At 68.5% G+C, this 20,541-nt stretch carries 15 protein-coding genes; 11 read left to right on the top strand and 4 right to left on the bottom strand.

Annotated features, from left to right (window positions below):
• Window positions 1-61 precede the first annotated feature (61 nt).
• A complete protein-coding gene (locus BKA23_RS15150; RefSeq protein WP_145229990.1) occupies window positions 62-796 on the top strand; it encodes a ferritin-like fold-containing protein in 735 nt (244 codons plus the stop codon).
• Window positions 797-888: 92 nt separating this feature from the next.
• Here BKA23_RS15150 and BKA23_RS15155 read toward each other — a convergent pair whose 3' ends face one another.
• A complete protein-coding gene (locus BKA23_RS15155) occupies window positions 889-1,152 on the bottom strand; it encodes a GlsB/YeaQ/YmgE family stress response membrane protein (protein WP_211841748.1) in 264 nt (87 codons plus the stop codon).
• 348 nt (window positions 1,153-1,500) lie between these two features.
• On the opposite strand from BKA23_RS15155, the gene BKA23_RS15160 reads away from it, so the two are divergent.
• Together BKA23_RS15160 and BKA23_RS15165 are read left to right on the top strand one after the other, a co-directional pair.
• Entirely contained in the window at window positions 1,501-2,313 is an 813-nt protein-coding gene (locus BKA23_RS15160) for an ABC transporter ATP-binding protein (protein ID WP_145229992.1), read from the top strand.
• Between the two features lie 3 nt (window positions 2,314-2,316).
• Window positions 2,317-4,893 carry an ABC transporter permease gene (locus BKA23_RS15165; protein ID WP_145229994.1) on the top strand — a complete coding sequence of 859 codons (2,577 nt, stop codon included), beginning with the start codon at window positions 2,317-2,319 and terminating at the stop codon, window positions 4,891-4,893.
• 150 nt (window positions 4,894-5,043) lie between these two features.
• On the opposite strand, the gene BKA23_RS15170 is transcribed toward BKA23_RS15165, so the two are convergent.
• Together BKA23_RS15170 and BKA23_RS15175 are read right to left on the bottom strand one after the other, a co-directional pair.
• Window positions 5,044-5,265 carry a DUF3107 domain-containing protein gene (locus BKA23_RS15170; RefSeq protein ID WP_145229996.1) on the bottom strand — a complete coding sequence of 74 codons (222 nt, stop codon included), beginning with the start codon at window positions 5,263-5,265 and terminating at the stop codon, window positions 5,044-5,046.
• A gap of 100 nt (window positions 5,266-5,365) precedes the next feature.
• Window positions 5,366-6,022, bottom strand: coding sequence for a TetR/AcrR family transcriptional regulator (locus BKA23_RS15175; RefSeq protein ID WP_425473779.1), 657 nt, complete (start codon window positions 6,020-6,022; stop codon window positions 5,366-5,368).
• A 71-nt stretch (window positions 6,023-6,093) separates the two neighbouring features.
• Between BKA23_RS15175 and moeB the strand changes: the two genes are divergently transcribed.
• The 6 genes from moeB to BKA23_RS15205 all read left to right on the top strand — a co-directional run bounded on the left by moeB (window position 6,094) and on the right by BKA23_RS15205 (window position 16,198).
• Window positions 6,094-7,272 (top strand): molybdopterin-synthase adenylyltransferase MoeB, encoded by a 1,179-nt coding sequence (moeB, locus tag BKA23_RS15180; RefSeq protein WP_145229998.1) that lies wholly within the window; start codon window positions 6,094-6,096, stop codon window positions 7,270-7,272.
• A 6-nt stretch (window positions 7,273-7,278) separates the two neighbouring features.
• Window positions 7,279-7,587 carry an MGMT family protein gene (locus BKA23_RS15185; RefSeq protein WP_145230000.1) on the top strand — a complete coding sequence of 103 codons (309 nt, stop codon included), beginning with the start codon at window positions 7,279-7,281 and terminating at the stop codon, window positions 7,585-7,587.
• A 188-nt stretch (window positions 7,588-7,775) separates the two neighbouring features.
• A complete protein-coding gene (locus BKA23_RS15190) occupies window positions 7,776-8,456 on the top strand; it encodes a FadR/GntR family transcriptional regulator (RefSeq protein ID WP_145230002.1) in 681 nt (226 codons plus the stop codon).
• Between the two features lie 29 nt (window positions 8,457-8,485).
• A complete protein-coding gene (locus BKA23_RS15195; RefSeq protein WP_145230004.1) occupies window positions 8,486-9,676 on the top strand; it encodes an MFS transporter in 1,191 nt (396 codons plus the stop codon).
• Window positions 9,677-9,764: 88 nt separating this feature from the next.
• Window positions 9,765-12,875 carry an ATP-dependent helicase gene (locus tag BKA23_RS15200; RefSeq protein ID WP_145230207.1) on the top strand — a complete coding sequence of 1,037 codons (3,111 nt, stop codon included), beginning with the start codon at window positions 9,765-9,767 and terminating at the stop codon, window positions 12,873-12,875.
• Window positions 12,872-16,198, top strand: coding sequence for an ATP-dependent helicase (locus BKA23_RS15205; RefSeq protein WP_246104685.1), 3,327 nt, complete (start codon window positions 12,872-12,874; stop codon window positions 16,196-16,198). Before BKA23_RS15200 ends, BKA23_RS15205 begins: the two co-directional genes overlap by 4 nt.
• Window positions 16,199-16,228: 30 nt before the next feature.
• Here the strand turns inward: BKA23_RS15205 and BKA23_RS15210 are convergent, their stop codons facing one another.
• Complete coding sequence (locus BKA23_RS15210) at window positions 16,229-17,431, bottom strand: phosphotransferase (RefSeq protein ID WP_170226604.1); 1,203 nt, start codon at window positions 17,429-17,431, stop codon at window positions 16,229-16,231.
• Window positions 17,432-17,473: 42 nt separating this feature from the next.
• Between BKA23_RS15210 and nudC the strand changes: the two genes are divergently transcribed.
• On the top strand, window positions 17,474-18,406 hold the full coding sequence (gene nudC / locus BKA23_RS15215; RefSeq protein WP_246104686.1) for an NAD(+) diphosphatase: 933 nt from the start codon (window positions 17,474-17,476) through the stop codon (window positions 18,404-18,406).
• Window positions 18,406-20,541, top strand: coding sequence for an ATP-dependent DNA helicase UvrD2 (locus BKA23_RS15220; protein ID WP_145230012.1), 2,136 nt, complete (start codon window positions 18,406-18,408; stop codon window positions 20,539-20,541). The genes nudC and BKA23_RS15220 overlap by 1 nt, the downstream gene beginning before the upstream one ends.

Consider the following 20,541-nt stretch of genomic DNA (forward strand, 5'->3'; position numbering starts at 1 on the left):
ATGCTTGACGTCCCGAGTCTATCGCGGGCTCGCGTTTGGGCGGACCGTTACGATTTGGGCCATGTCCGACGCTTCCGCACCACCTCCCGACGACCGGGTCGCACGGCACGGTGACCGCACCGAGGCCGACCTGGCCGATCCGGAGTACCGCAAGGGCGCGATCGCGCTGCTGGCTGCGTTGGCATATGGCGAGCTGGTGAGCTTCTTCACGATCGTGCAGGAGGCGACCTTTGCCCCGCGATCGCAGGACAAGGAGGCTCTTGCGCGGGTGGCGACCGTGGAATTCGGCCACTACGAGGGTCTGTCGGCACGACTGCGTGAACTGGGCGCCGACCCCCACGAGGCGATGGAGCCGTTCACCCGGCCGATCGACGACTGGCACGGTCGGGCCCGTCCGTCGAACTGGCTGGAAGCGCTGATGAAGGTCTATGCCGGCAACTCGATCGCGGTCGACTTCTACCGCGAGATCGCCGCGCTGGTCGACCCGCAGACCCGCGCTCTCGTCGTGCATGTGCTGTCCGATGGTGAGCAGGTCGAATTCGCGCGCTCGCAGTTGCAGGCGGCGATCGCCGCCGACGAGAAGGTCGCCGGTCGCCTCGCGCTGTGGGGGCGGCGGCTGGTCGGGGAAGCACTGTCGCAGGCGCAGCGCGTCGCTGCTGAGAACGACGACCTCACCAACATGCTCGTCGACGACGGCTCCGGCCACGGCCTCGACCTGGCGGAGCTCGTGCGACTGTTCGCCCGGATCACCGACCGGCATACCCGGCGGATGGAAGCTCTCGGGCTGTCTGCCTGAGCCCGACCGATGAAGGTCCGTGTCCCACCGGTGCACGGACCTTCTGCCTCTTGGGGGTCTTGTGTGGCGTTCGGTATGCCGATCGCGGTCGGTCAGCGACGAACCTGTCTGCGCCCGGTCATGTTGCCGTAGAGCACGATCGCACCGGCGGCGACGATGACGGCGATGATCCAGGAGATCCACGGGTGGCCGTGCTTGAACGCGGCGCCGAAGATGATGCCGACGATGAGCGAAGAGACCACGCCGATGACGATCGTCATCAGGATCGAGATGTCCTGCTTGCCTGGCAAGATCAGTCGAGCGACCGCGCCGATGATGAGCCCGGCGATGACCGAACCGATGATGGCACTAATCATGTCAATCTCCTTGTCCGGTCGCGGATGAGGGTGGAACCCGCGACCATGAGTTCTTGCTGAGAGTGTCTCGCTGCTGACTGTGCCCTCGCCAAAACGCCGCGGGCAACCGAAAAGCCGCGACGCGCCGGGCGATTGGCCAAAAAGCACCCCTCCGGGTGGGCGCGGCGGCATACAGCACAGCGCTGTCGAAAACCCGGTGACCGAGGGGACGGACCCGGGGGAGAATCAGGGTGCACCCGCATGGAGCGGAGCCGGCGACGGTGCGAAAGTCGACTCGCCATACTCCACACTGGCCGTAGGTTTCATCCGAACCGGCCCTTCGATCTTCGCTTCGGGGAGAGGAACGTCATGTCGCACACCGCAGGAGGGCACGAGCCCGCCGGCACACCGGACAGCTCGGGCAGGCAGGTCGCCGCGTCTGCCGAGCATCTGATCAAGACGTACGGCAAGGGCGAGACCACGGTGCACGCACTGCGGGAGGTCACGATCGACTTCGCCGCCGGTGAGTTCACCGCGATCATGGGGCCGTCGGGTTCGGGCAAGTCGACGCTCATGCACTGCCTGGCCGGGCTCGACACCGCCACGAGCGGCACCGTCCGCATCGGCGACACCGAGCTCACGCGCTTGTCGGACAAACAGATGACCCGCCTGCGCCGCGACCGGGTGGGCTTCGTCTTCCAGGCGTTCAACCTGGTGCCGACGCTGACCGCCCGCGAGAACATCACGCTGCCGCTCGACATCGCCGGCCGCAAACCCGACAAGGAGTGGATGGCCACGGTCGTCGGTCGCCTGGGCCTTGAGGACCGCCTCGGCCACCGGCCCAGCGAACTGTCCGGTGGTCAGGTGCAACGTGTCGCGTGTGCCCGTGCCCTCGTCGGCCGGCCCGAGATCATCTTCGGTGACGAGCCGACCGGCAACCTGGACTCGCGGTCGTCGGGCGAAGTGTTGTCGATCCTGCGCACGTCGGTCGACGACCTCGGCCAGACCGTCGTCATCGTCACCCACGACCCCCGTGCGGCGTCCTATGCGGACCGGGTGGTCTTCCTGGCCGACGGTCAGATCGTCAGCGACCAGCGCGGGCTGTCGAGCGACGACATCTTCGAATACATGAAGCACCTCGACAACGGTTCGCATGCCGGCGATCCCGACCAGGTGGGCTGAACCATGGCCAACGCGATGCGCAAGGTGTCCTTGCGCAATCTCGCCGCCCACAAGGTGCGACTGGCGCTGACGGTGCTGTCGGTGGTGCTCGGCACGTCCTTCGTGGCCGGATCCATCATCTTCACCTCGACCATCTCGCAGTCGTTCAACAACATCTTCGACAAGGTCGCGATCGGCGTGGACACGCAGATCACCCCCAAGTCCGGAGCCGAGAGCGGCTTCGGTGGGGGCCAGACCCTGGGAGTGCCCGACTCGGTGCTGACCACGATCCAGCAGGATCGCGCGGCGCTCGGGGTCAACAAGATCGTCCCGACATACAGCGCGGGGATCGTGCTCGCCGACGCCTCGGGCAAGGCGGTGCAGTCCGGGGGCGCGCCCAGCGTCGGCCAGAACTGGATACCGACCGCTGAGAGCCTCGACCCGGGCGGATCGACGATCATCGCCGGCGGTCAGGCGCCGTCCGCGCCCGATCAGGTGCTCATCAACAAGTCCGCCGCGGACAAGGCCGGCCTGCACGTGGGGTCGCACACCAAGGTCGTCGTCGAATCCGGCAATGCCACGCCGATGAACGTCGTGGTCGTCGGCATCGTGAAGATGGTCGGCGACACCTCGGGCTACACCTCGGTGTACTTCGACCAGTCCACGGCGCGCTCGCTGTTCAGCGACGGATCGCACGTCGCGAGCATCCAGATGTCCGCCGCGAGTGGTGTCTCACCGGACCAGCTCCGAGCGCGCATCGAGGCGAAGTTCCCCGGGCAATACACCGTGCAGACCGGTGACCAGGTGCGGCAGAAGGAGAAGGAGGCGGTCAACCAGTTCCTGCAGATCTTCAACTACATCCTGCTGGCCTTCGCCGGGATCGGCCTGATCGTCGGCACCTTCATCATCTACAACACCTTCTCGATGATCGTCGCCCAGAGGGTGCGCGAGTTGGCGCTGTTGCGGGCGATCGGGTCGAGCCGTCGCCAGGTGACCAGGTCGGTGCTGCTCGAAGCGTTCGTCGTCGGTCTGATCGGCTCGGTCGTCGGGCTGGTCATCGGCTGCGGTATCGCGGCCGGATTGCAGGCGCTGCTGTCGGCGCAGGGCTCCGGGTTGCCCACCGGGGGGCTGACCGTCACCTGGGTGCCGATCGTGTCCTGCCTCGCGGTGGGCATCATCGTCACGATGATCAGCGCGTACGCCCCGGCGCGGCGGGCCTCCAAGGTGTCACCCGTCGAAGCGATGCGGGAAAGCCAGACCGACGGCGCTGCATCGCTGAAAATGCGGACGATCATCGGCGCGGTGCTCGGAGTGCTCGGCATCCTGGCGCTGGTGACCGGTGGGTCCGGCAAGGGTGGTGGACCGGCCGGGCTGGTCGGCCTTGGCGCGGTGTTGCTGATCCTCGCGGTGGTCTTCGCCGCGCCGGCGCTGTCGCGTCCCGTGGTCGGAGCCCTCGGCCTTGTGCTCGCCCGGCCGTTCGGCAAGCTCGGCCAGCTGGCGCGCACCAATGCCTCCCGCAATCCGCGGCGCACCGCCGCGACGGCGTTCGCCCTCACGTTGGGTCTGATGCTGGTCGCGGTCATCGGCACGCTCGGGTCGTCGTTCAAGGCGACCATCGACAAGGCCATCAGCACCGATGTGACCGCCAACCTGATCCTGACCTCGTCCGGACAGACCGGTGGGCTTCCGTCGTCGGTCGCTGCGAATGTCGCCAAGGTCGACGGCGTCGGCCGGGTTGTGCAGCTGAGCAACGTCCCGGCCTACCTGGACGGCAGGCAGTATGTCGGCACGTCGCCGTCCGGCGACCTGTCGAAGGTGTTCAAACTGACCATGCTGCAAGGAAATTCGCAGATCGGCGGCAACTCGATGCTGGTGTCGGACAAGGAGCTGACGTCACACCGCTGGCACCTGGGGCAGACCGTGGACTTCACCAACAAGTTCGGCGCCGATGCGCAGGTGCAGATCACCGGTGTCTACAAACAGAGCGCGCTCGCCGGGCCTTACCTGATGGGTGACGCGGCCTATCAGAAGCTCACGCCACCGCAGCTGCGAGTCGCCTTCGTCCTGCTCGTCGGCACCAAGCCTGGCGCCGACCAGGGCGCCGTGCAGAACAGCATCGAGGAAGCCACCAAGGACTACCTCACGGTCAAGGTGCAGACCCGCCAGGAGTACGCCAGCGCCCAGGCGTCGACGATCAACCAGATGCTGACGGTGCTCTACGGGATGCTTGGTCTGGCCCTGGTGATCGCTGTGCTCGGCATCATCAACACACTGGCGCTGTCCGTCGTCGAGCGCAAACGCGAAATCGGGATGTTGCGCGCCGTCGGCATGCTGCGCGGCCAGATCCGGCGGACGATCTATCTGGAGTCGATCCTCATCTCGATCTTCGGTGCGCTGCTCGGGATGGTCATCGGTGTCGCCATCGGGTACGCCCTCGTGCGGACCTTCCGCGAATGGCTGCCGAGCATCGAGGCCGTGGTGCCGTGGGGAACGATCGTGTTCACCCTCGTCGCGGCCGCGATCTGTGGACTGCTCGCCGCCCTGTGGCCCGCGGTGCGGGCAGCGCGCACCAAACCGCTGGAGGCCATCGCCGACCTGTGACCGATCGCGTCCGGCCCGGGCAGGTATGCCGCGGCCCGGCGCGCCGGGCAGGCATCACGCGAACGGTCGTACTCGAACAGACATGACGAGAGCCCGCTCCCTGGCAGTAGCGCCGGGAGGCGGGCTCTCGTCATACGTGCTCGGCGTGTGTCAGCCGCCGAAGCCGACGCGGCCGCGTTGCTCGGAGCCGATGTCGATGTACGCCAGCGCCGTGGCGGGCACAACGACGGTGTGACCGCGCTCGTCGACCAGCATGAGCGGCTCGCCGCTGGTGAGCGACTGCGTCACCAGATCCTGCACCTGACGCGGCTCCTGGGTGGACTCGAACACAACTTCACGGGCGACGTTCTGGACGCCGATCCTGACCTCCACGGTTGGAGCTCCTTCTGCAAGGTAGAAATCTTGGACGGTCACATCATGCCGAGCGGCACGTGGACGTGTGCTGACAGCCGCAACGAGCCGGCGGGGTGGATCATTCCTGAGCAGTCGCGGCTCCGAGTTCGCTCTCCGGGTGCAACGGGAAACCGGCCAGGCCACGCCACCCGAGAGTGACGACCAGACGCTCTGCCTCCTCGCGCGGCAACTGGTCACGCTGCTGCATCCAGTACCTCGCAACGACCTGCGCCATCCCGACCATGGCGACGCCGAGCAGGTGACTCTGTTCAGGTGCCAGATCGGTGTCCTCGGCGATGACATCGGCCACGGCGCCCGCGCACTCGATACCCATGCGTTCGACGCGCTGGGCGACCGCGGGCTCGTTGATCAGGTCGGACTCGAACACCAGCCGGAAGGCGGCGTCCTCGCGCTCGACGAACGAGAAGAACGCGCCGATGGCGGCGGCGACGCGATCAGGGTTGTCCGTGGTGGACTCCATCGCGGCCTGCACCTGTGCGGGCAGGTCGGAGGTGTGCTGATCGATGAGCGCGAGGTAAAGGTCGAGTTTGCCCGGAAAGTGCTGGTAGAGAACGGGTTTGCTGACGTGTGCGCGGTCGGCGATCTCGTCCATCGCCGCGGCGTGGTACCCCGATTCGACGAAGACGGCTTGCGCGGCCTCCATCAGCTGGGCACGCCGCTCCGAACGCGGCAGCCTACCGCCCCGAGCCCCGTTGTCGGGCGTTGTGCTCACCATGGCTCCTCCTTCTGACGACCGTTCATCCGGCCACCGCCGACCATCCTAGAGCGCGACTACGCTCGGGTAACGTGAGTCCACAGCCACTTGTCCCTCCCGGCCCTGCGCTGACCGCCGCCGAGATCGGCCGGTATTCGCGCCATCTGCTGCTGCCGGAGGTCGGCCAGGACGGCCAGCGCAGGCTCGCTGCCGCGCGTGTGCTCGTGGTCGGAGCCGGCGGACTTGCCGCACCGGTCTTGTCGTATGCCGCTGCCGCGGGGGTCGGTCACCTCACCGTCGTCGACGACGACGCCGTCGACGTGAGCAACCTGCAGCGGCAGGTGATCCATCGCACGGCGGACGTGGGCGTGGCGAAGGTGCGATCGGCGGAGCGCGCTGTGCGCGAGTTGAATCCAGGTGTCGAGGTCGTCGGTGTCGCCGAGCGTGTCAGTGCCGACAACGCGCTGGAGTTGTTCGCCGATCACGACGTGATCGTTGACGCGACCGACAATTTCGCGACGCGCTATCTGGTCAACGACGCCTGCGTGTTGCTCGGGCTGCCCTTGGTGTGGGGAGCGATCCACCGGTTCGACGGGCAGGTCTCGGTGTGGTGGGCAGGTGAAGGCCCTTGCTATCGCTGCGTCTTCCCGGTGGCGCCGCCGGTGGGAGCCGTGCCCTCGTGCGCGGAGGCCGGTGTGCTGGGGTCGATCCCAGGAGTCATCGGCTCGACCCAGGCGACCGAGATCGTCAAGCTGATCCTGGGGATCGGTCGGCCGTTGACCGGCCGGATGCTGGTGCACGACGCGCTCGCGGGGGACTGGTCGTCGGTGCCCGTCGCCAGAGATCCGGACTGCCCGGTGTGCGGTGAACATCCGACGATCCGCTCACTCACCGACAGCGCTTCGTCCTGTATGTCGCAGGTTCCCTCGCCCGTCGCGCCGGCTCCGACCGTCACAGCACGTGAGCTCGCACGCCTGGTGGCCGTCGGCGAGCCGGTGCGCGTCGTCGATGTGCGCTCGGACGCCGAACGCTCGATAGCGGTGCTGCCCTTTGGTTCTCACGTCGAACTCAGTCGTTTGGAGGACGGAGGCGCTTTCTCCGACGTCACCGATCTCGCCGGCGACGAGCCGGTGGTGTTCTACTGCAAGAGTGGAGTTCGCTCGGCGCGAGCAGTCCAATTGGCAGCTGGCAGAGGCATTTCCGCGCGATCGCTCGACGGCGGGATCCTCGCGTGGATTGCCGACATCGACCCGAGTCTGACGGCGTACTGACCCACGATGACTGTTCACGAGTTGCCCGACGCGGCCGAGGCGGTGCTCGCTCAGGTCGATCGGGTGCCACCCGGATGCGTCGTCACGTATGGCGACATCGCGGCGGTTCTGGGGATCGGTCCGCGTCAGGTCGGTGCGGTGTTGTCGGAATACGGCTCGCTCGTGTGCTGGTGGCGGGTGTTGCGCGCCGACGGCCGACCGCCGCAGGGGCACGAGGATGCGGCGATGGCCGCGTATCGCGAGGAGGGCACTCCGCTGCGCGGTGCCTACCTCGACCGCGTCGACCTCGCACGTGCTCGATTCGCTTTGGGCTGAGGGCTTTTCGTCATACGTGGTGGCTCGCTTGGCGCCGCCTCGCCGTCTCGTTCTTCGGTGACCTGGCACCAGTGGTCGTTTTGGCGCTCGGGTAACGACAGGTCGTGCCAGGTCGCCCAGGGTTTTGAGGGGTGACGTGTCTATACTTCTCTGCAAATGTCAGACATTTGCAGAGAACTGGATTTGCGATGAAGACACCCGTGCGTCAGACGCCGTTGGTCGTCCAGGTCACCGAGCAGTTCCGTGCCCTCATCGAGGACGGATCGTGGCCGGTCGGCGTCCGCATTCCCGCCGAACTGCAGCTGGTGCAGGATCTCGGCGTCAGTCGCAGCACCGTGCGCGAGGCGCTGCGCTCGCTTGCGTCCGCGGGCCTCTTGCAGCCACGGGTGGGCGATGGCACCTACGTGATCGCCCGCGACGATCTGGCTGCGCTGCTGGCTCGCGGTGACGAACTGCAGGATCTGCAGCAGGTGCTCGATGTGCGCAGCATCCTCGACGTGGCGGCGGCCTCCTGGGCAGCCAACAGGCGCACCACTGCGGATGTGCAGAGCATGCGTCGGGCGCTCGCGGCACGACGCAAGGCGCACGATCGGGACGACCGCGCGGCATACGTCACGGCCGACGTGGAGCTACACCGCTCCGTCGTGCAGGCGAGCGGAAACGCTTTGCTGCTCAGGCTTTACGACGCCTTCATCGATGTGGTGACGGAGGCTGTCGACTCGACGACGACCCTGCCGGAGGACCCGAGGCTGGGCGAGTTGCACCGGGAACTCGTCGACGCGATCGAAGCGCACGACGGTGGTCGTGCGGCTGACACCGCCGCGGAACTGGTGCGCGAGGTGCAGTCGGCCGATCGGCACGCGTCGTGAGCGTTGCGACAGGCGGCCGTGGGAGTGGCGTGAGCCCGGGATTCGGCGCTGTCGCCGCTGTGCTGCTGGTCGCCGCTTCGCTCCGATCGGCGATCACCGTCGTCGGACCGGTGCTCGATCAGATCGGAGCCGCAACAGGACTGGGACATGCGGCGCTCGGACTGCTCGGTGCCGTGCCCCTGCTGGCATTCGCCGTCGTGTCACCGATGGTGCACGTGATGGCCGCTCGTTTCAGCCCCGAAAGCAGCCTCATCGTCGCGCTGGCCGCCATCACCGTGGGCACCGGCATACGGTCGGTTCCCGGCAACGGATTCCTTTGGTGCGGCACGGCGTTGCTCGGCGCGGGCATCGCGGTCGGCAACGTGCTCGTCCCCTCGATCGTGAAGCGCGACTTCGCCGGACAGGTGCAGTTGATGACCGGTGTGTATGCCGCGGTCATGAGCGGTATGGCGGCGATCGCCTCCGGCCTCGCGGCCCCTCTGGCGCGCTGGACCGGGTCATGGAGGTGGGCTCTGGCCTGTTGGGCTGCGGTGTCCGCCGTCGCCGTGCTGGTGTGGATCCTTCGTCGACGTCCGACGGGCACCGAGCCGCCGGCCGGTGCGGTAAGCGCTGCTGCAGAGAATCCCTCGAACACGGTCAACGTGTGGGCGTCGGCGCGGGCGTGGCAGGTGACGGCGTTCATGGGCTCGCAGTCGTGCTCGTTCTACGTGCTGGTGACTTGGCTACCGAGCGTCGAAGCCGATCGCGGGGTCAGCGAAACCACCTCGGGTATCTACCTTTTCGTTTATCAGCTGATCGGGATCATCGCCGGTGTGTTCGTCGCGGTACCGCTGCGGCGCAGGCAGCAGAGCGGGGTTGCGGTGGCGATCACCGTGCCGATGGTCGTCGGGTCCGCGGGTCTGATCGCACTGCCCGCACTCGCGCCGCTGTGGGTGATCGTGGCAGGGGTGAGTTCCGGCTGCGGAATCGTGGTGGCCCTGGCGTTCATCGGTTTGCGTTCGAGTGAACACTCGGTGACCGCCCGACTGTCCGGTATGGCGCAGTCCGTCGGCTACTTGATCGCGGCGCTCGCGCTCCTTGGTGCTGGTCTGCTGGCCGGAGCCGCAGGCGACCGGAGCGTTCTTTGGCTGGTGCTGGCGATCGGCTGCGTGCAACTGGTGCCGGCCTGGCTGGCCGGTCGTGCCGGCTTCGTCGACAGTGTCTCCCCACGTCAGTCCTGACGGCCGCTTCGGCACGATCACCATGGCCGCGAGGGCGCTTGCGGCATACGTTGTCGGCGCCGCGTGATGGGATGTCGCCGTGGTGCAGATGCGACGAGCCCCCGATGTGGCCAGCAGCCCGCCACAGCTGGACGACGTGCAGCAGGCCGTGTGCGACAGCACTGACCGCGCGCTGGTGGTGCTGGGAGCGCCCGGCACGGGCAAGTCGACCGTGGCCGTCGAGGCCGTGGTTGCTGCCGTGCAGCGGGGGACAGCACCCGACCAGTGCCTGCTGCTCGCGCCGACCCGGCTCGCCGCCGCAGCCCTGCGCGATCGGGTGACCGCGCGGCTGCAGGGCACCTCCACCGAACCGCTGGCCCGCACCCACCAGGCGCTGGGCTTCGGCATCCTGCGGCAGCAGGCTGCGCTGGTCGGCGACCCTGCGCCGCGCTTGCTCAGCGGACCCGAGCAGGATGTCGTGCTGCGAGAGTTGCTCGCCGGTCATGCCGCCGGCGACGGCCGGCCGCCGCGCTGGCCGGATTTCGTGAGCGAGGCGCTAACGACGAGAGGCTTCCGGGGCGAACTGCGCGATCTGCTCATGCGCGCGGTCGAGTGGGGTCTGTCCGCTGACGACCTCGCCGGCCTCGGTCGTGACCATGGCCGGCCGGAGTGGATCGCCGCCGCGCAGGTGCTCGACGAATACGACCAAGTCACCGCGCTGAGCCAGCCCGGCGCCTTCGACCCTGCGTGGATCCTCGGGGCCGCCGCAGATGCGCTCCAGGACGACCCGGCCGCGCTGGAGCGGATGCGCCGGTCGACCCGGCTGATCGTCGTCGACGACGCGCAGGAGCTCACCCGGGCCGGAGCCCGCCTGTTGCGCCTGATCGCCGGCCAGGATTCGCGAGTCGTGCTGATCGGCGATCCTGATGCGACTGTCCAAGGTTTCCGTGGTGCCGACCCCAAGCTGTTCGGCCGGCTCGGGCAGGAGTGGGGCGCGCCGGGCCGGATGATCCTGCCGTTCAGCTACCGCAGTCCGCGGGCCGTGCGCGCCAGTGCCGAGCAGGTCACCAGTCGCATCGGAGCTGTGGCGGGCGGTGACCATCGCCGGGTGCAGACCCGACCCGGTGGACGCGTCGACGTCGCGTTGTTGCGCGCGACATCCCAGGAAGCCGCGCACATCGCAGCGGCTCTTCGCCGCGCACATCTGCTCGACGGCGTCCCGTGGCAGCAGATGGCAGTCATCGTCCGAGGGCAGGGCCGCGCAGGCACCTTGCGTCGAGCACTTTCGGCGGTAGGTGTGCCGATCGTGTCGCCGCCGAATGTCGTGCCCCTACGCGAAGAGCCTGCGGTGCGTCCGCTGTTGCTGCTGATGGAAGCCGTCGGCCGCCTCGTGGCCCACGATCCGGTGCCGATCGACACCGAGGCGGCGATCGAGGTGCTGTGTTCGCCGGTGGGCGGTGCCGACGCGGTGGCGCTGCGGCGGTTCCGGCGGGCGTTGCGTGCTGCGGAGATAGAGTCCGGCGGTTCGCGGTCCTCCGACGAGTTGCTCGCCGCCTCGCTCATCGATCTGCCGTGGCTGCCGCTGCTGGGTCCGGAAGCAGCCCCGGCGCGTCGGGTGGCTGCCGTCATACATGCCGGGCACGAAGCGGCGACCGAAACCGACGCGACCGCTGAGACCGTGCTGTGGCGGATGTGGGCGGCGTCCGGCCTGGCCGACGCCTGGAGCGCGACGGCGCTCGACGGCGGGCCCGCCAGCGCGCGAGCTGATCGTGACCTGGACGCGGTCGTCGCGTTGTTCGGTGCGGCCGCGACGTATGTCGATCGTCTCCCGGGCGCCGCGCCGATGGACTTCCTGGAGCACATCCGAAGCCTTGACGTGCCGGGGGACCGCCTCGTGGCCAGCTCTCCGGAGGACGAGCGGGTCGCGCTGTTGACGCCGCAGGCGGCGGCCGGTCGTGAGTGGACCTTCGTCGTGGTCGCAGGAGTGCAGGAGGGCGTGTGGCCGGACCTGCGGTTGCGCGGGTCACTGCTCGGGTCGGAAGCGCTGGTCGACGTGCTCGCGCAACGTGGCGACTCGCTGCGCGCGGCGCAGGCCGCGGTGCGCTACGACGAGACACGGCAGTTCCTGGTGGCCATCACGCGGGCGTCCGAACGACTGCTGGTGACCGCTGTCCGCAGCGACGAAGATCAGCCATCGGCATACCTGGATCTGGTGGATCCCCTTGGCGATGAGGCAGATTCAGGTTCTGACACATTGCGACCGTTCACCGAGGTCGCGCGACCGCTGACCCTGGCTGCTGCTGTCGGGGAGCTGCGGCGTGAGCTCGTCACCGGCGATGATCAGCAGCGCGACCACGCCGCCGGGATCCTCGCTCGGCTGGCTGCCAACGACGTGCCGGGAGCCGATCCGGCGCGCTGGTGGGCGCTGACCCAGCTGAGCGACGACCGTCCGCTTCGGCTGCCCGATCAGTCGGTGAAGGTGTCGCCGTCCAGGATCGAGGGCTTCCGGCAATGCGGTCTGAACTGGTTGTTGACCACTTCCGGAGGCGATGGCCCGGACGTCGGAGCTGCGTCCATCGGCACCCTGGTGCACGAGGTCGCGCAGGAGTTCGCCGACAGCGACCCTGCCGCGATGGCGCAGGCGCTCGACGACCGGTGGGCGCGGCTCGGCTACGGCTCGACCTGGGTCTCGGAACAAAAGCGCGTGCTGGCCCACCAGATGCTCGTGCGGTTGACCGGTTACCTCGAGGAGGCGGCGGCGCAGGGCTGGCTGCCGGTCGGGGTCGAGGTGCCGTTCTCGGTGCTGGTCGGTCGGGCCGAGCTGACCGGTCGTGTCGACCGGTTGGAGGAGCACGACGGCACCCTGCGGGTGATCGACCTCAAGACGGGCAGCAAGAAGCCGCCCCAGGCCGAGATGCCGGGGCATCCGCAACTCGGGGCGTACCAAGTCGCCACGACCGAGGGCGGATTCGAGGCCGGCTCGACCTCCGGCGGTGCGGCGCTCGTGCAGATCGGCAAAGCCGGTGGCAAGGACACCGCCAATGTGCAGGTGCAGGCGCCGCTGGACCGACAGGCTGACGGTCGATGGGCCTATGACCTCATCGCCGACACCGCCGACGGTATGTCAGCGGCCACGTTCACCGCCCGGATCTGCGACCGATGCGGCACCTGCCCGGTCAAGAGCTCGTGCCCGCTGCAAGCCGAAGGTGGCGTGCTGTGACCGAGCCGATGAGATACAGCGCCGTCGCGATCGCCGACACGCTCGGGGTGCCGTCGCCGACCGCCGAGCAGATCGCTGTGACCGAGGCGCCGCCGGATGCACCGGTCCTCGTCGTCGCCGGTGCCGGCTCAGGCAAGACCGAGACGATGGCCGCGCGCGTGGTGTGGCTGGTCGCAAACCGGTATGTCGACCCCGACGAGGTGCTCGGGCTGACGTTCACCCGCAAGGCAGCCGGGCAGCTTGCCGAGCGCATCGGTCAACGGCTGCGACGGCTGCGACGCGAGGGGCTGTGGACACCGACACCGGACACCGACGGCACGCCCACGCTCGGAGATCTGCCGACCGTGCAGACCTACCACTCGTATGCCGGGCGGCTGGTGGGCGAGCACGGTCTGCGATTCGGCATCGAGCCGGAGTCACGGCTGCTCTCAGAGGCCGCCGCCTGGCAGGTTGCCGCCGAAGCCGTGTTGTCCTACGACGGCCCGATGGATCTGGTCGAGGCGCTCGACACCAATGTGACCTCCGGTGTGATCAACCTGGCCGGTGAGATGGCCGAACACCTCGTCATACCAGCGCAATTGGGGGAGTATCTCGGCCAATTGCTGCGCACCACCGGTGACCTGCCGTCCTCCGGCCGCACCACCGTGAAGATTCAGGACATCGCCAAAATGCGGGCCGCGCTCGCCGCTCGCGCCCAGATCGTGCCCATCGTCGAGCGGTACATGCAGCTCAAGCGGCAGCGCTCCGCTCTTGACTTCGCCGACCAGATGGCGCTGGCCGCGCGGCTGGCGCAGGCTTTTCCAATTTTGGGTGCTCTTGAGCGCCGTCGTTTCCGGGCCGTCTTGCTGGATGAGTTCCAGGACACCAGTGAGGCCCAGATGGTGCTGCTGCGCTCGCTGTTCGCGGCCTCCGCCGACCCGGTCCGCGTCACGGCCGTCGGCGACCCGAACCAGTCGATCTACGGTTGGCGCGGCGCGAGCGCGACGACGCTGGCCACCTTCCCGCAGCTGTTCGCCGATGCTGCCGGACCGGCGAAGGTGCTTCAGCTGTCGACAAGTTGGCGCAACGACAGCGCCATACTCGACGCGGCGAACCGGGTGTCGGCACCTTTGCGCGCGGCCAGCGCCGTGCACGTCGAGGTCTTGCGCCCGCGCCCCGGGGCCGGCGTCGGCGAGGTGACCGCAGCGCGGCTGCAGGACCTGGACGCCGAGGCCGCGTATGTCGCCGACTGGATCGCGCAGCGGCATACCGAAGCGGGCGGCGAATGGACCGGCCGTACGGCGGCGGTGCTGTGCCGCAAGCGGTCGATCATGGTGCCGGTCGTCGATGCCCTTCGCCGGCGCGGCATCCCGGTCGAGGTGGTCGGTGTCGGGGGTCTGCTCACGACTCCTGAGGTCGCCGATGTCGTGAGTCTTTTGTGGGCAGTGCAGGATCCGACGCGTGGCGACAAGCTGATGAGGCTGCTCACCGGCCCGGCGGTCCGACTCGGCGCGGCTGATCTCGACGGTCTCGGTGCATGGGCGCGCCACCTCTTGCGACGCGACCAGCCGAAGGTCGATCGCGAGCGCAGCGACATCGAGGCCGAAACGCGCGACCGTCCCTCGATCATCGAAGCGCTCGACGAGTTGCCGTCCGACCGCTGGCGAGGCCCTGCCGGTGAACGCCTCAGCGGTCCGGCGCTGGAGCGTCTCGCCGGCCTTGGGCGCGCGATCCGCCGGCTCCGCTCGCTGACGGGTCTGCCGCTGTCGGAGCTTGCCGGTGAGGCCGAGCGTGCGCTCGGTCTCGACATCGAAGTGCTCGCCATACCGGGGCAGACGCCCGAGACGGCCCGCGTGCACCTTGACGGATTCGCCGATGTCGCAGGTAGTTTCGCCGCTTCCGCCGACCGCCCGACCCTCGGCGGATTCCTCGACTGGCTCACGACGGCCGAACGTGAGGAGCGCGGTCTCGACCGGCCGTATCTCGAGAGTGAGCCGCGTGCTGTTCAGGTGTTGACGGTGCACGCCGCCAAGGGCCTCGAGTGGGACATCGTGGCGGTGCCGGGCATGGTGGAAGGTAACTTCCCATCCCATTCCGGCAAGGTGAGCTGGCACAGCGAGTTGCACGGCTGGAAGATCAGCCCCGACGGCGAACCCGGCAATCCGGCGAGCTGGCGCACCAACGACGGCGCGTGGATCGTAGGGGTCGAGGGTCTGCCGTTCGATCTGCGGGGGGACGCCGACGGTTTGCCGCAGCTGCGCTGGGCCGAGGCGTCGGACGCGGCTGAGCTGCGTGACGCGATCGCCGAATTCCGTTCAGCTGCAGGTGATCACGCGCTGCAGGAGGAACGTCGACTCGCGTATGTCGCCTTCACCCGCGCCCGTTCCCAGTTGTTGCTGACCGCGGCGGTGTGGACCACCAGCGCGACACCACGGCTGACGTCGCGCTATCTGACCGAGCTGGTCGACGCAGGCCTCGCGCGCACCGACGCCTGGGCGGATCTGCCCGAACCGGAGCCAGGTGAGACGGCCGTCGCCGACCCGCGCGGCAGCCGCGATGCGAGCAGCCTCTGGCCGACCGATCCGCTGGCGGCGCGGCGTGCCCAGTTGGCAGATGGGGCGCTGCGCGTGCAGGAGGCTGTCGCGCGATCTGCCGGCGCCGACATACCTGCCGCCGACGATCGTGAACAAGAAATCGACCTGTTGCTGCGCGAACGCGCCAGACAGCGTCGTCGTGAGCCGCAGGTGGTCCAGGTGCCGCGGCACTTGTCGGCGTCGGCAGTCGTGGCTCTCGCCGACGATCCCGAGGCGTTCGCATTGCAGTTGCGTCGTCCGCTGCCGACGCCACCCGCGCTGGCCGCACGCCGAGGTACGACCTTCCACGCCTGGATCGAGCAGCACTACTCGCGCGCGGCGCTGGTCGACGTGGTCGAACTCCCCGGAGCTGCCGACGCCGACGCCGATCCGGACGCCGACCTGGCAGCGATGAAGGACCTCTTTCTGCGGTCGCAGTGGGCTTCCTTGGAACCCGAGGAGATCGAGGTCGCCGTCGAGACGTGGATCGACGGGATCTCGGTGCGCGGGCGCATCGACGCGGTCTTCCCGCGCTTGGGCGGAGGTTTCACCGTCGTCGACTGGAAGACCGGTGCCACGCCGACCGGTCGGCGAGCGCAAGTGCGGGCGCTGCAGTTGGCGGCATACCGACTGGCGTATGCGCGGCTGCGAGGCATCTCCACCGACGCGGTGGATGCTGCGTTCTATTACGCCGGCACGGGCGAGACGGTCTGGCCGCCGCTACCAGCGGACGACGCGATCGGGGAGTTGCTGGCGGCCATTCCCGGTTGAGCAGGGTGGTGTCCTCAGCAGCGCCAGAGCTCAGGTCGTGCTGTCGTCGTCGATCGGGTAGGTCGACGACTCAGGCAACGTGTCGGACTCGTCGCCAGCGGGGGGCACGCCGTTCGTCGCATTCGCAGTGCCCGCCGAAGCCGCAGCGCCCTTGGACGACTGCGGTCGCGGCGCCGGACGGCTGATCGGGATCTCGACCGTCTCGTCGTCCTCATTCGACTCCGACAGCTCCACCACCTTGATGTCTCGCGGGTCGACCTGACCGGCGCTGTCGTCCTCGACCGCAGCGGGACGACGACGACCCGGTGTGGGCGGCATCAGCGAATGGTCGTCCTGAGTGGCCGCATCCAGTCGGCGCAGCGCGGCTGTGCGACGCTGCACACGCTCTTTGTCGTCCGCGGCGACGGCATTCATCAGCGCATTGACTCGCTGCAGTTCCGCAGCCAGTCGCACCCGTCGTTCGAGATGGATGTCGGGGGAGTCGCGCCGGGCTGCGGCATACGACTCGAGGACGGTGTCGAAGGCCGCCGGATCGGCCAGCACCGAGAGGACCGCGAAGTCCTCGGCAGGGTCGGAGACACCGGCGGCTTCCCACCCGGTGATCGCGGTGATCGCGGATGCGTCGTCGATCAGCACCTGCGAGCCCTGCAGCGGCCCGTGCACGGTGCAGGTCGCGAACTTCCACAAAGTGACCTCCTCCAGCGCGCGCTCCCAGCGCGCCAGCAGGCCGGTCGGCACCAGCCCGGTCGCCGCCGCACGATCGAGGGTCGCGAGGCGCCGTGCGCGGTAGGCGTCCGCGTCGTACGTGGGCAGCCCAGCCTCCTCGACGACCCGCGGATCGATGTCGTGCAGGGTCGCAACGGCCTGGCCGATGCTGCGCGCGAGAGCGCTTCCGGGCTCGAGTTCGCGCCATACGAGCGCAGTGCCGGGAAGGCGGGGCATCACCGCGACGGTGTCGCCATCGGCGGTGACCGTGGTGCCCTCGATGTGCGGCACGGCATACGGCAGGCGCTTGGCCAGCAGCTTCAGCAAAGCCCGCGAGGCCTCCATCTGGGCGCCCGCTGCCGTGGTCAGGCCGACGCGCACCACCCACTCGCTCCCGTCGCCGTCGGTGAGGAAGGCGATCTGGAAGCGGTCATCCGGGCCGGTTGCGGTGCCCTGCACGCTGGTGGGGCGCAGGCGGTGCACGGCTGAGTTGGCGAGTGCGGCAAGGGTCAGGGGACGGCGGAGCACGGCCACAACGGTATGCCGAACCGACCGCATAACCTGGTTGCCGTGCCCGCAACATCGCAAACTGGTTTTGATCTGATCCTTTCCCGCACCAGCCTCGACAGGGCGGGCAACCGGCGGCACGATCCGCAGTTGGTGGCTTCGCTGATCTCGTCACCGACCACCAGAGTCCTCGAGATGTATGGCGAGCGCGTCCGCCTCACTGGCGCCGCCGCGACACGGCTGCCCCTTCGCGAGCCGCGCCCGGCGGACGAGGACGGCCTCGTGGTCTTCCTCGGCGAGATCGACGGCGCCGACCTTGTGTGCGTGATCCGCGACCGCGCCGACGCCGACGACGACCAGGTCGTGGGGCTGCGTCAACTCGGCGCGCAGCTGCACGCCGACGATGTCAGCATCCTGGTCACCGCGGCAGGAATCGCGAACTGGCATGCAACACAAGGCTTTTGCAGTTTCTGTGGTCACCGCACCGTGATCACCGAGGCCGGCTGGGCTCGGCATTGCAACGGGTGCGGCAAGGATCACTACCCACGCACCGACCCCGCCGTCATCATGTCCGTCATCGACGACGACGACCGCATCCTGCTGGCACGCGGCCACAACTTCGCGGGCAAGGGTATGTCGGTGCTCGCTGGTTTCGTTGAGCCTGGCGAATCGCTCGAGGCCGCGGTCGCCCGCGAGGTCATGGAGGAGGTCGGCGTGCCCATCACCGATGCACGGTTTCTGGACAATCAGCCCTGGCCCTTCCCGTCCTCGTTGATGATCGGTTACACCTGCCACGCGACGGAGACGGAATTGACGATCGACCCGGGCGAGATCGCTCGCGCCCGCTGGTTCAGCCGTGAGGAGCTGGCGACCTGTGTCGCCGAGGGCGACGTGCTGTTGTCGCCGCGGCTGTCGATCGCGCGTCATCTGATCGAGCACTGGTATGGCGGGCCCATCGAGCAGCCCGCCGAAGCTGCATTCCTGCGCCGGTCCTGATGGTCGACGCAGACGAGATCCTCGCCGGACTCGACCCCGAGCAACGCGAGGTCGCCAGCAATCCGCTCGGCCCGATGTGTGTGCTTGCCGGTGCCGGCACCGGCAAGACGCGCGCGATCACCCATCGCATCGCGTATGGCGTGCACTCCGGCGCCTACCGGCCCGACCGGGTGCTGGCCGTGACGTTCACGGCGCGAGCCGCCGGGGAGATGCGCACTCGATTGCGCGGCCTGGGGCTGCCGGCGGTGCAGGCCCGCACCTTCCATGCGGCCTCGTTGCGGCAGTTGCAGTATTTCTGGCCCAAGGCGATCGGCGGCCCGACCCCGGAGATCCTCAAACAGAAGGCACCGGTCGTTGGCGAAGCCGGCGCACGGCTGCGCCTGCAACTGGACCGCGTCGTGATCCGTGACCTGGCCGCCGAGATCGAATGGGCGAAGGTTTCGATGCTCACTCCGGAGACCTACCGCGCGGCCGCGACGCGGGCCGGGCGGTCCCCGGCCGAGCTCGACGTCACCGCGATGGCGCGGTTGTGGGAGACCTACGAAGAAGTCAAGGCCGAGCGCGGCGTGATCGACTTCGAGGACGTGCTCCTGCTGATGGCCGGCGTCATGGTCGACCACCCCGACATCGCCACCACGGTGCGCCAGCAGTACCGACACTTCGTCGTCGACGAATACCAGGACGTCAACACCCTGCAGCAGACGCTGCTCGACCTGTGGGTGGGGGAGCGTCCCGACTTGTGTGTCGTCGGCGACCCGGCCCAGACCATCTATTCGTTCACCGGCGCCTCGCCGGAGCACCTCACCGGCTTCGCGCGTCGTCGTGCGGGCACGCGCACGGTGCGATTGGTTCGCAACTACCGCTCGACGCCGCAGATCGTCGGGTTGGCCAATCTCGTCCTGTCAGCCGGGCCGCGCCGGGCCGACAGCGTGCAGTTGCAGGCGCAGTCGGCGTCCGGAGCAGAGCCCACGCTGACCGCCCTGTCCGATGACGACGCCGAAGCGGCATACGTCGTCGGAGAAATCAAAAAGCTTCTCAGCCAAGGATATTCGGCCAGTGAGATCGCGATTCTCTATCGCGTGAACGCACAATCGGAGGCGCTCGAGCAGGCGCTCGCGGCCGCCGACGTGCCCTATCTCGTGCGTGGCGGCGAGCGATTCTTTCAGCGGAAGGAGGTCCGGCAGGCACTGGTCTACCTGCGCGGTGGCGCCAGGGGTGACGACGGATCTGAGCCGCTGGGTCGCATGGTGCGCGACCTCATCACGAGTGCGGGGTGGTCGGTGCAGCGCCCCTCCGGCGGTGCGGTGCTCGAGCGGTGGCAGTCGCTCAACGCGCTCGCCGAACTCGCCGACGACCTGAGTGCCGCCGACGAGAGTATGCGGGTGCGTGACTTCGTCGCCGAACTCGACCGCAGGGCTGCCGAGCAGCACGCGCCTACCGTCGACGGGGTCACCCTTGCCTCGCTGCATGCGGCCAAAGGGCTTGAGTGGGATGCCGTCTTCCTCATCGGCTGTTCCGACGGGCTCCTGCCGATCTCGCTGGCCGAGGGGCCGGCAGCGATCGAGGAAGAACGTCGCCTGCTGTATGTCGGGCTCACCCGCGCTCGGCGGCATCTCGGCCTCAGCTGGGCAGCCGCACGCAACCCGGGCGGTCGCGCATCACGTCGGCCGTCACGCTTCCTCGACCCTGCGGCGGCCGTTCTCGGTGATGGAGCACGCAGTGCGCCGAAGTCCGGGGGTGGCCGCAGCACCGGTGGTCGCCGTCAGGTGAAGTCGCTCAAACCCCGCAAATGCCGCACCTGCGGCGCCGACCTCGACACGGCCGCCGAGCTCAAGATCGGCCGGTGCAACAGCTGCCCGTCGACCTACGACCAGTCGCAGTTCGAGGCGCTGCGCGCGTGGCGCCTCGCCGTCGCCACCGCCATGAAGGTACCGGCGTTCGTGGTTTTCACCGACGCGACGCTGATCGCGATCGCCGAGACCGTGCCGGCCACCGCCGCGCAGTTGTCGACCGTGTCCGGCGTCGGTGCACAAAAGCTCGCCAGGTATTCCGAGTCGGTCCTCGCAGTCCTGTCAGGGACGGACCCCGAGGATGCCGCTGCTCGCTGCGTGGCGCAGACCGCCGAGGGTGAGTGA

Origin of the sequence: Rudaeicoccus suwonensis (genome assembly GCF_007829035.1) — a bacterium.
In the GTDB taxonomy this organism is placed as follows: Bacteria; Actinomycetota; Actinomycetes; order Actinomycetales; family Dermatophilaceae; genus Rudaeicoccus; species Rudaeicoccus suwonensis.

Excerpts from the sequence above, each read along its gene's own strand:
- BKA23_RS15165 (WP_145229994.1), top strand. The coding sequence starts at position 2,317 with ATGGCCAACGCGATGCGCAAGGTGTCCTTGCGCAATCTCGCCGCCCAC.
- BKA23_RS15200 (WP_145230207.1), top strand. The coding sequence starts at position 9,765 with ATGCGACGAGCCCCCGATGTGGCCAGCAGCCCGCCACAGCTGGACGAC.
- BKA23_RS15155 (WP_211841748.1), bottom strand. The coding sequence starts at position 1,152 with ATGATTAGTGCCATCATCGGTTCGGTCATCGCCGGGCTCATCATCGGC.
- BKA23_RS15190 (WP_145230002.1), top strand. The coding sequence starts at position 7,776 with ATGAAGACACCCGTGCGTCAGACGCCGTTGGTCGTCCAGGTCACCGAG.
- BKA23_RS15220 (WP_145230012.1), top strand. The coding sequence starts at position 18,406 with ATGGTCGACGCAGACGAGATCCTCGCCGGACTCGACCCCGAGCAACGC.
- BKA23_RS15160 (WP_145229992.1), top strand. The coding sequence starts at position 1,501 with ATGTCGCACACCGCAGGAGGGCACGAGCCCGCCGGCACACCGGACAGC.
- BKA23_RS15150 (WP_145229990.1), top strand. The coding sequence starts at position 62 with ATGTCCGACGCTTCCGCACCACCTCCCGACGACCGGGTCGCACGGCAC.
- BKA23_RS15175 (WP_425473779.1), bottom strand. The coding sequence starts at position 6,022 with ATGGTGAGCACAACGCCCGACAACGGGGCTCGGGGCGGTAGGCTGCCG.
- BKA23_RS15185 (WP_145230000.1), top strand. The coding sequence starts at position 7,279 with ATGACTGTTCACGAGTTGCCCGACGCGGCCGAGGCGGTGCTCGCTCAG.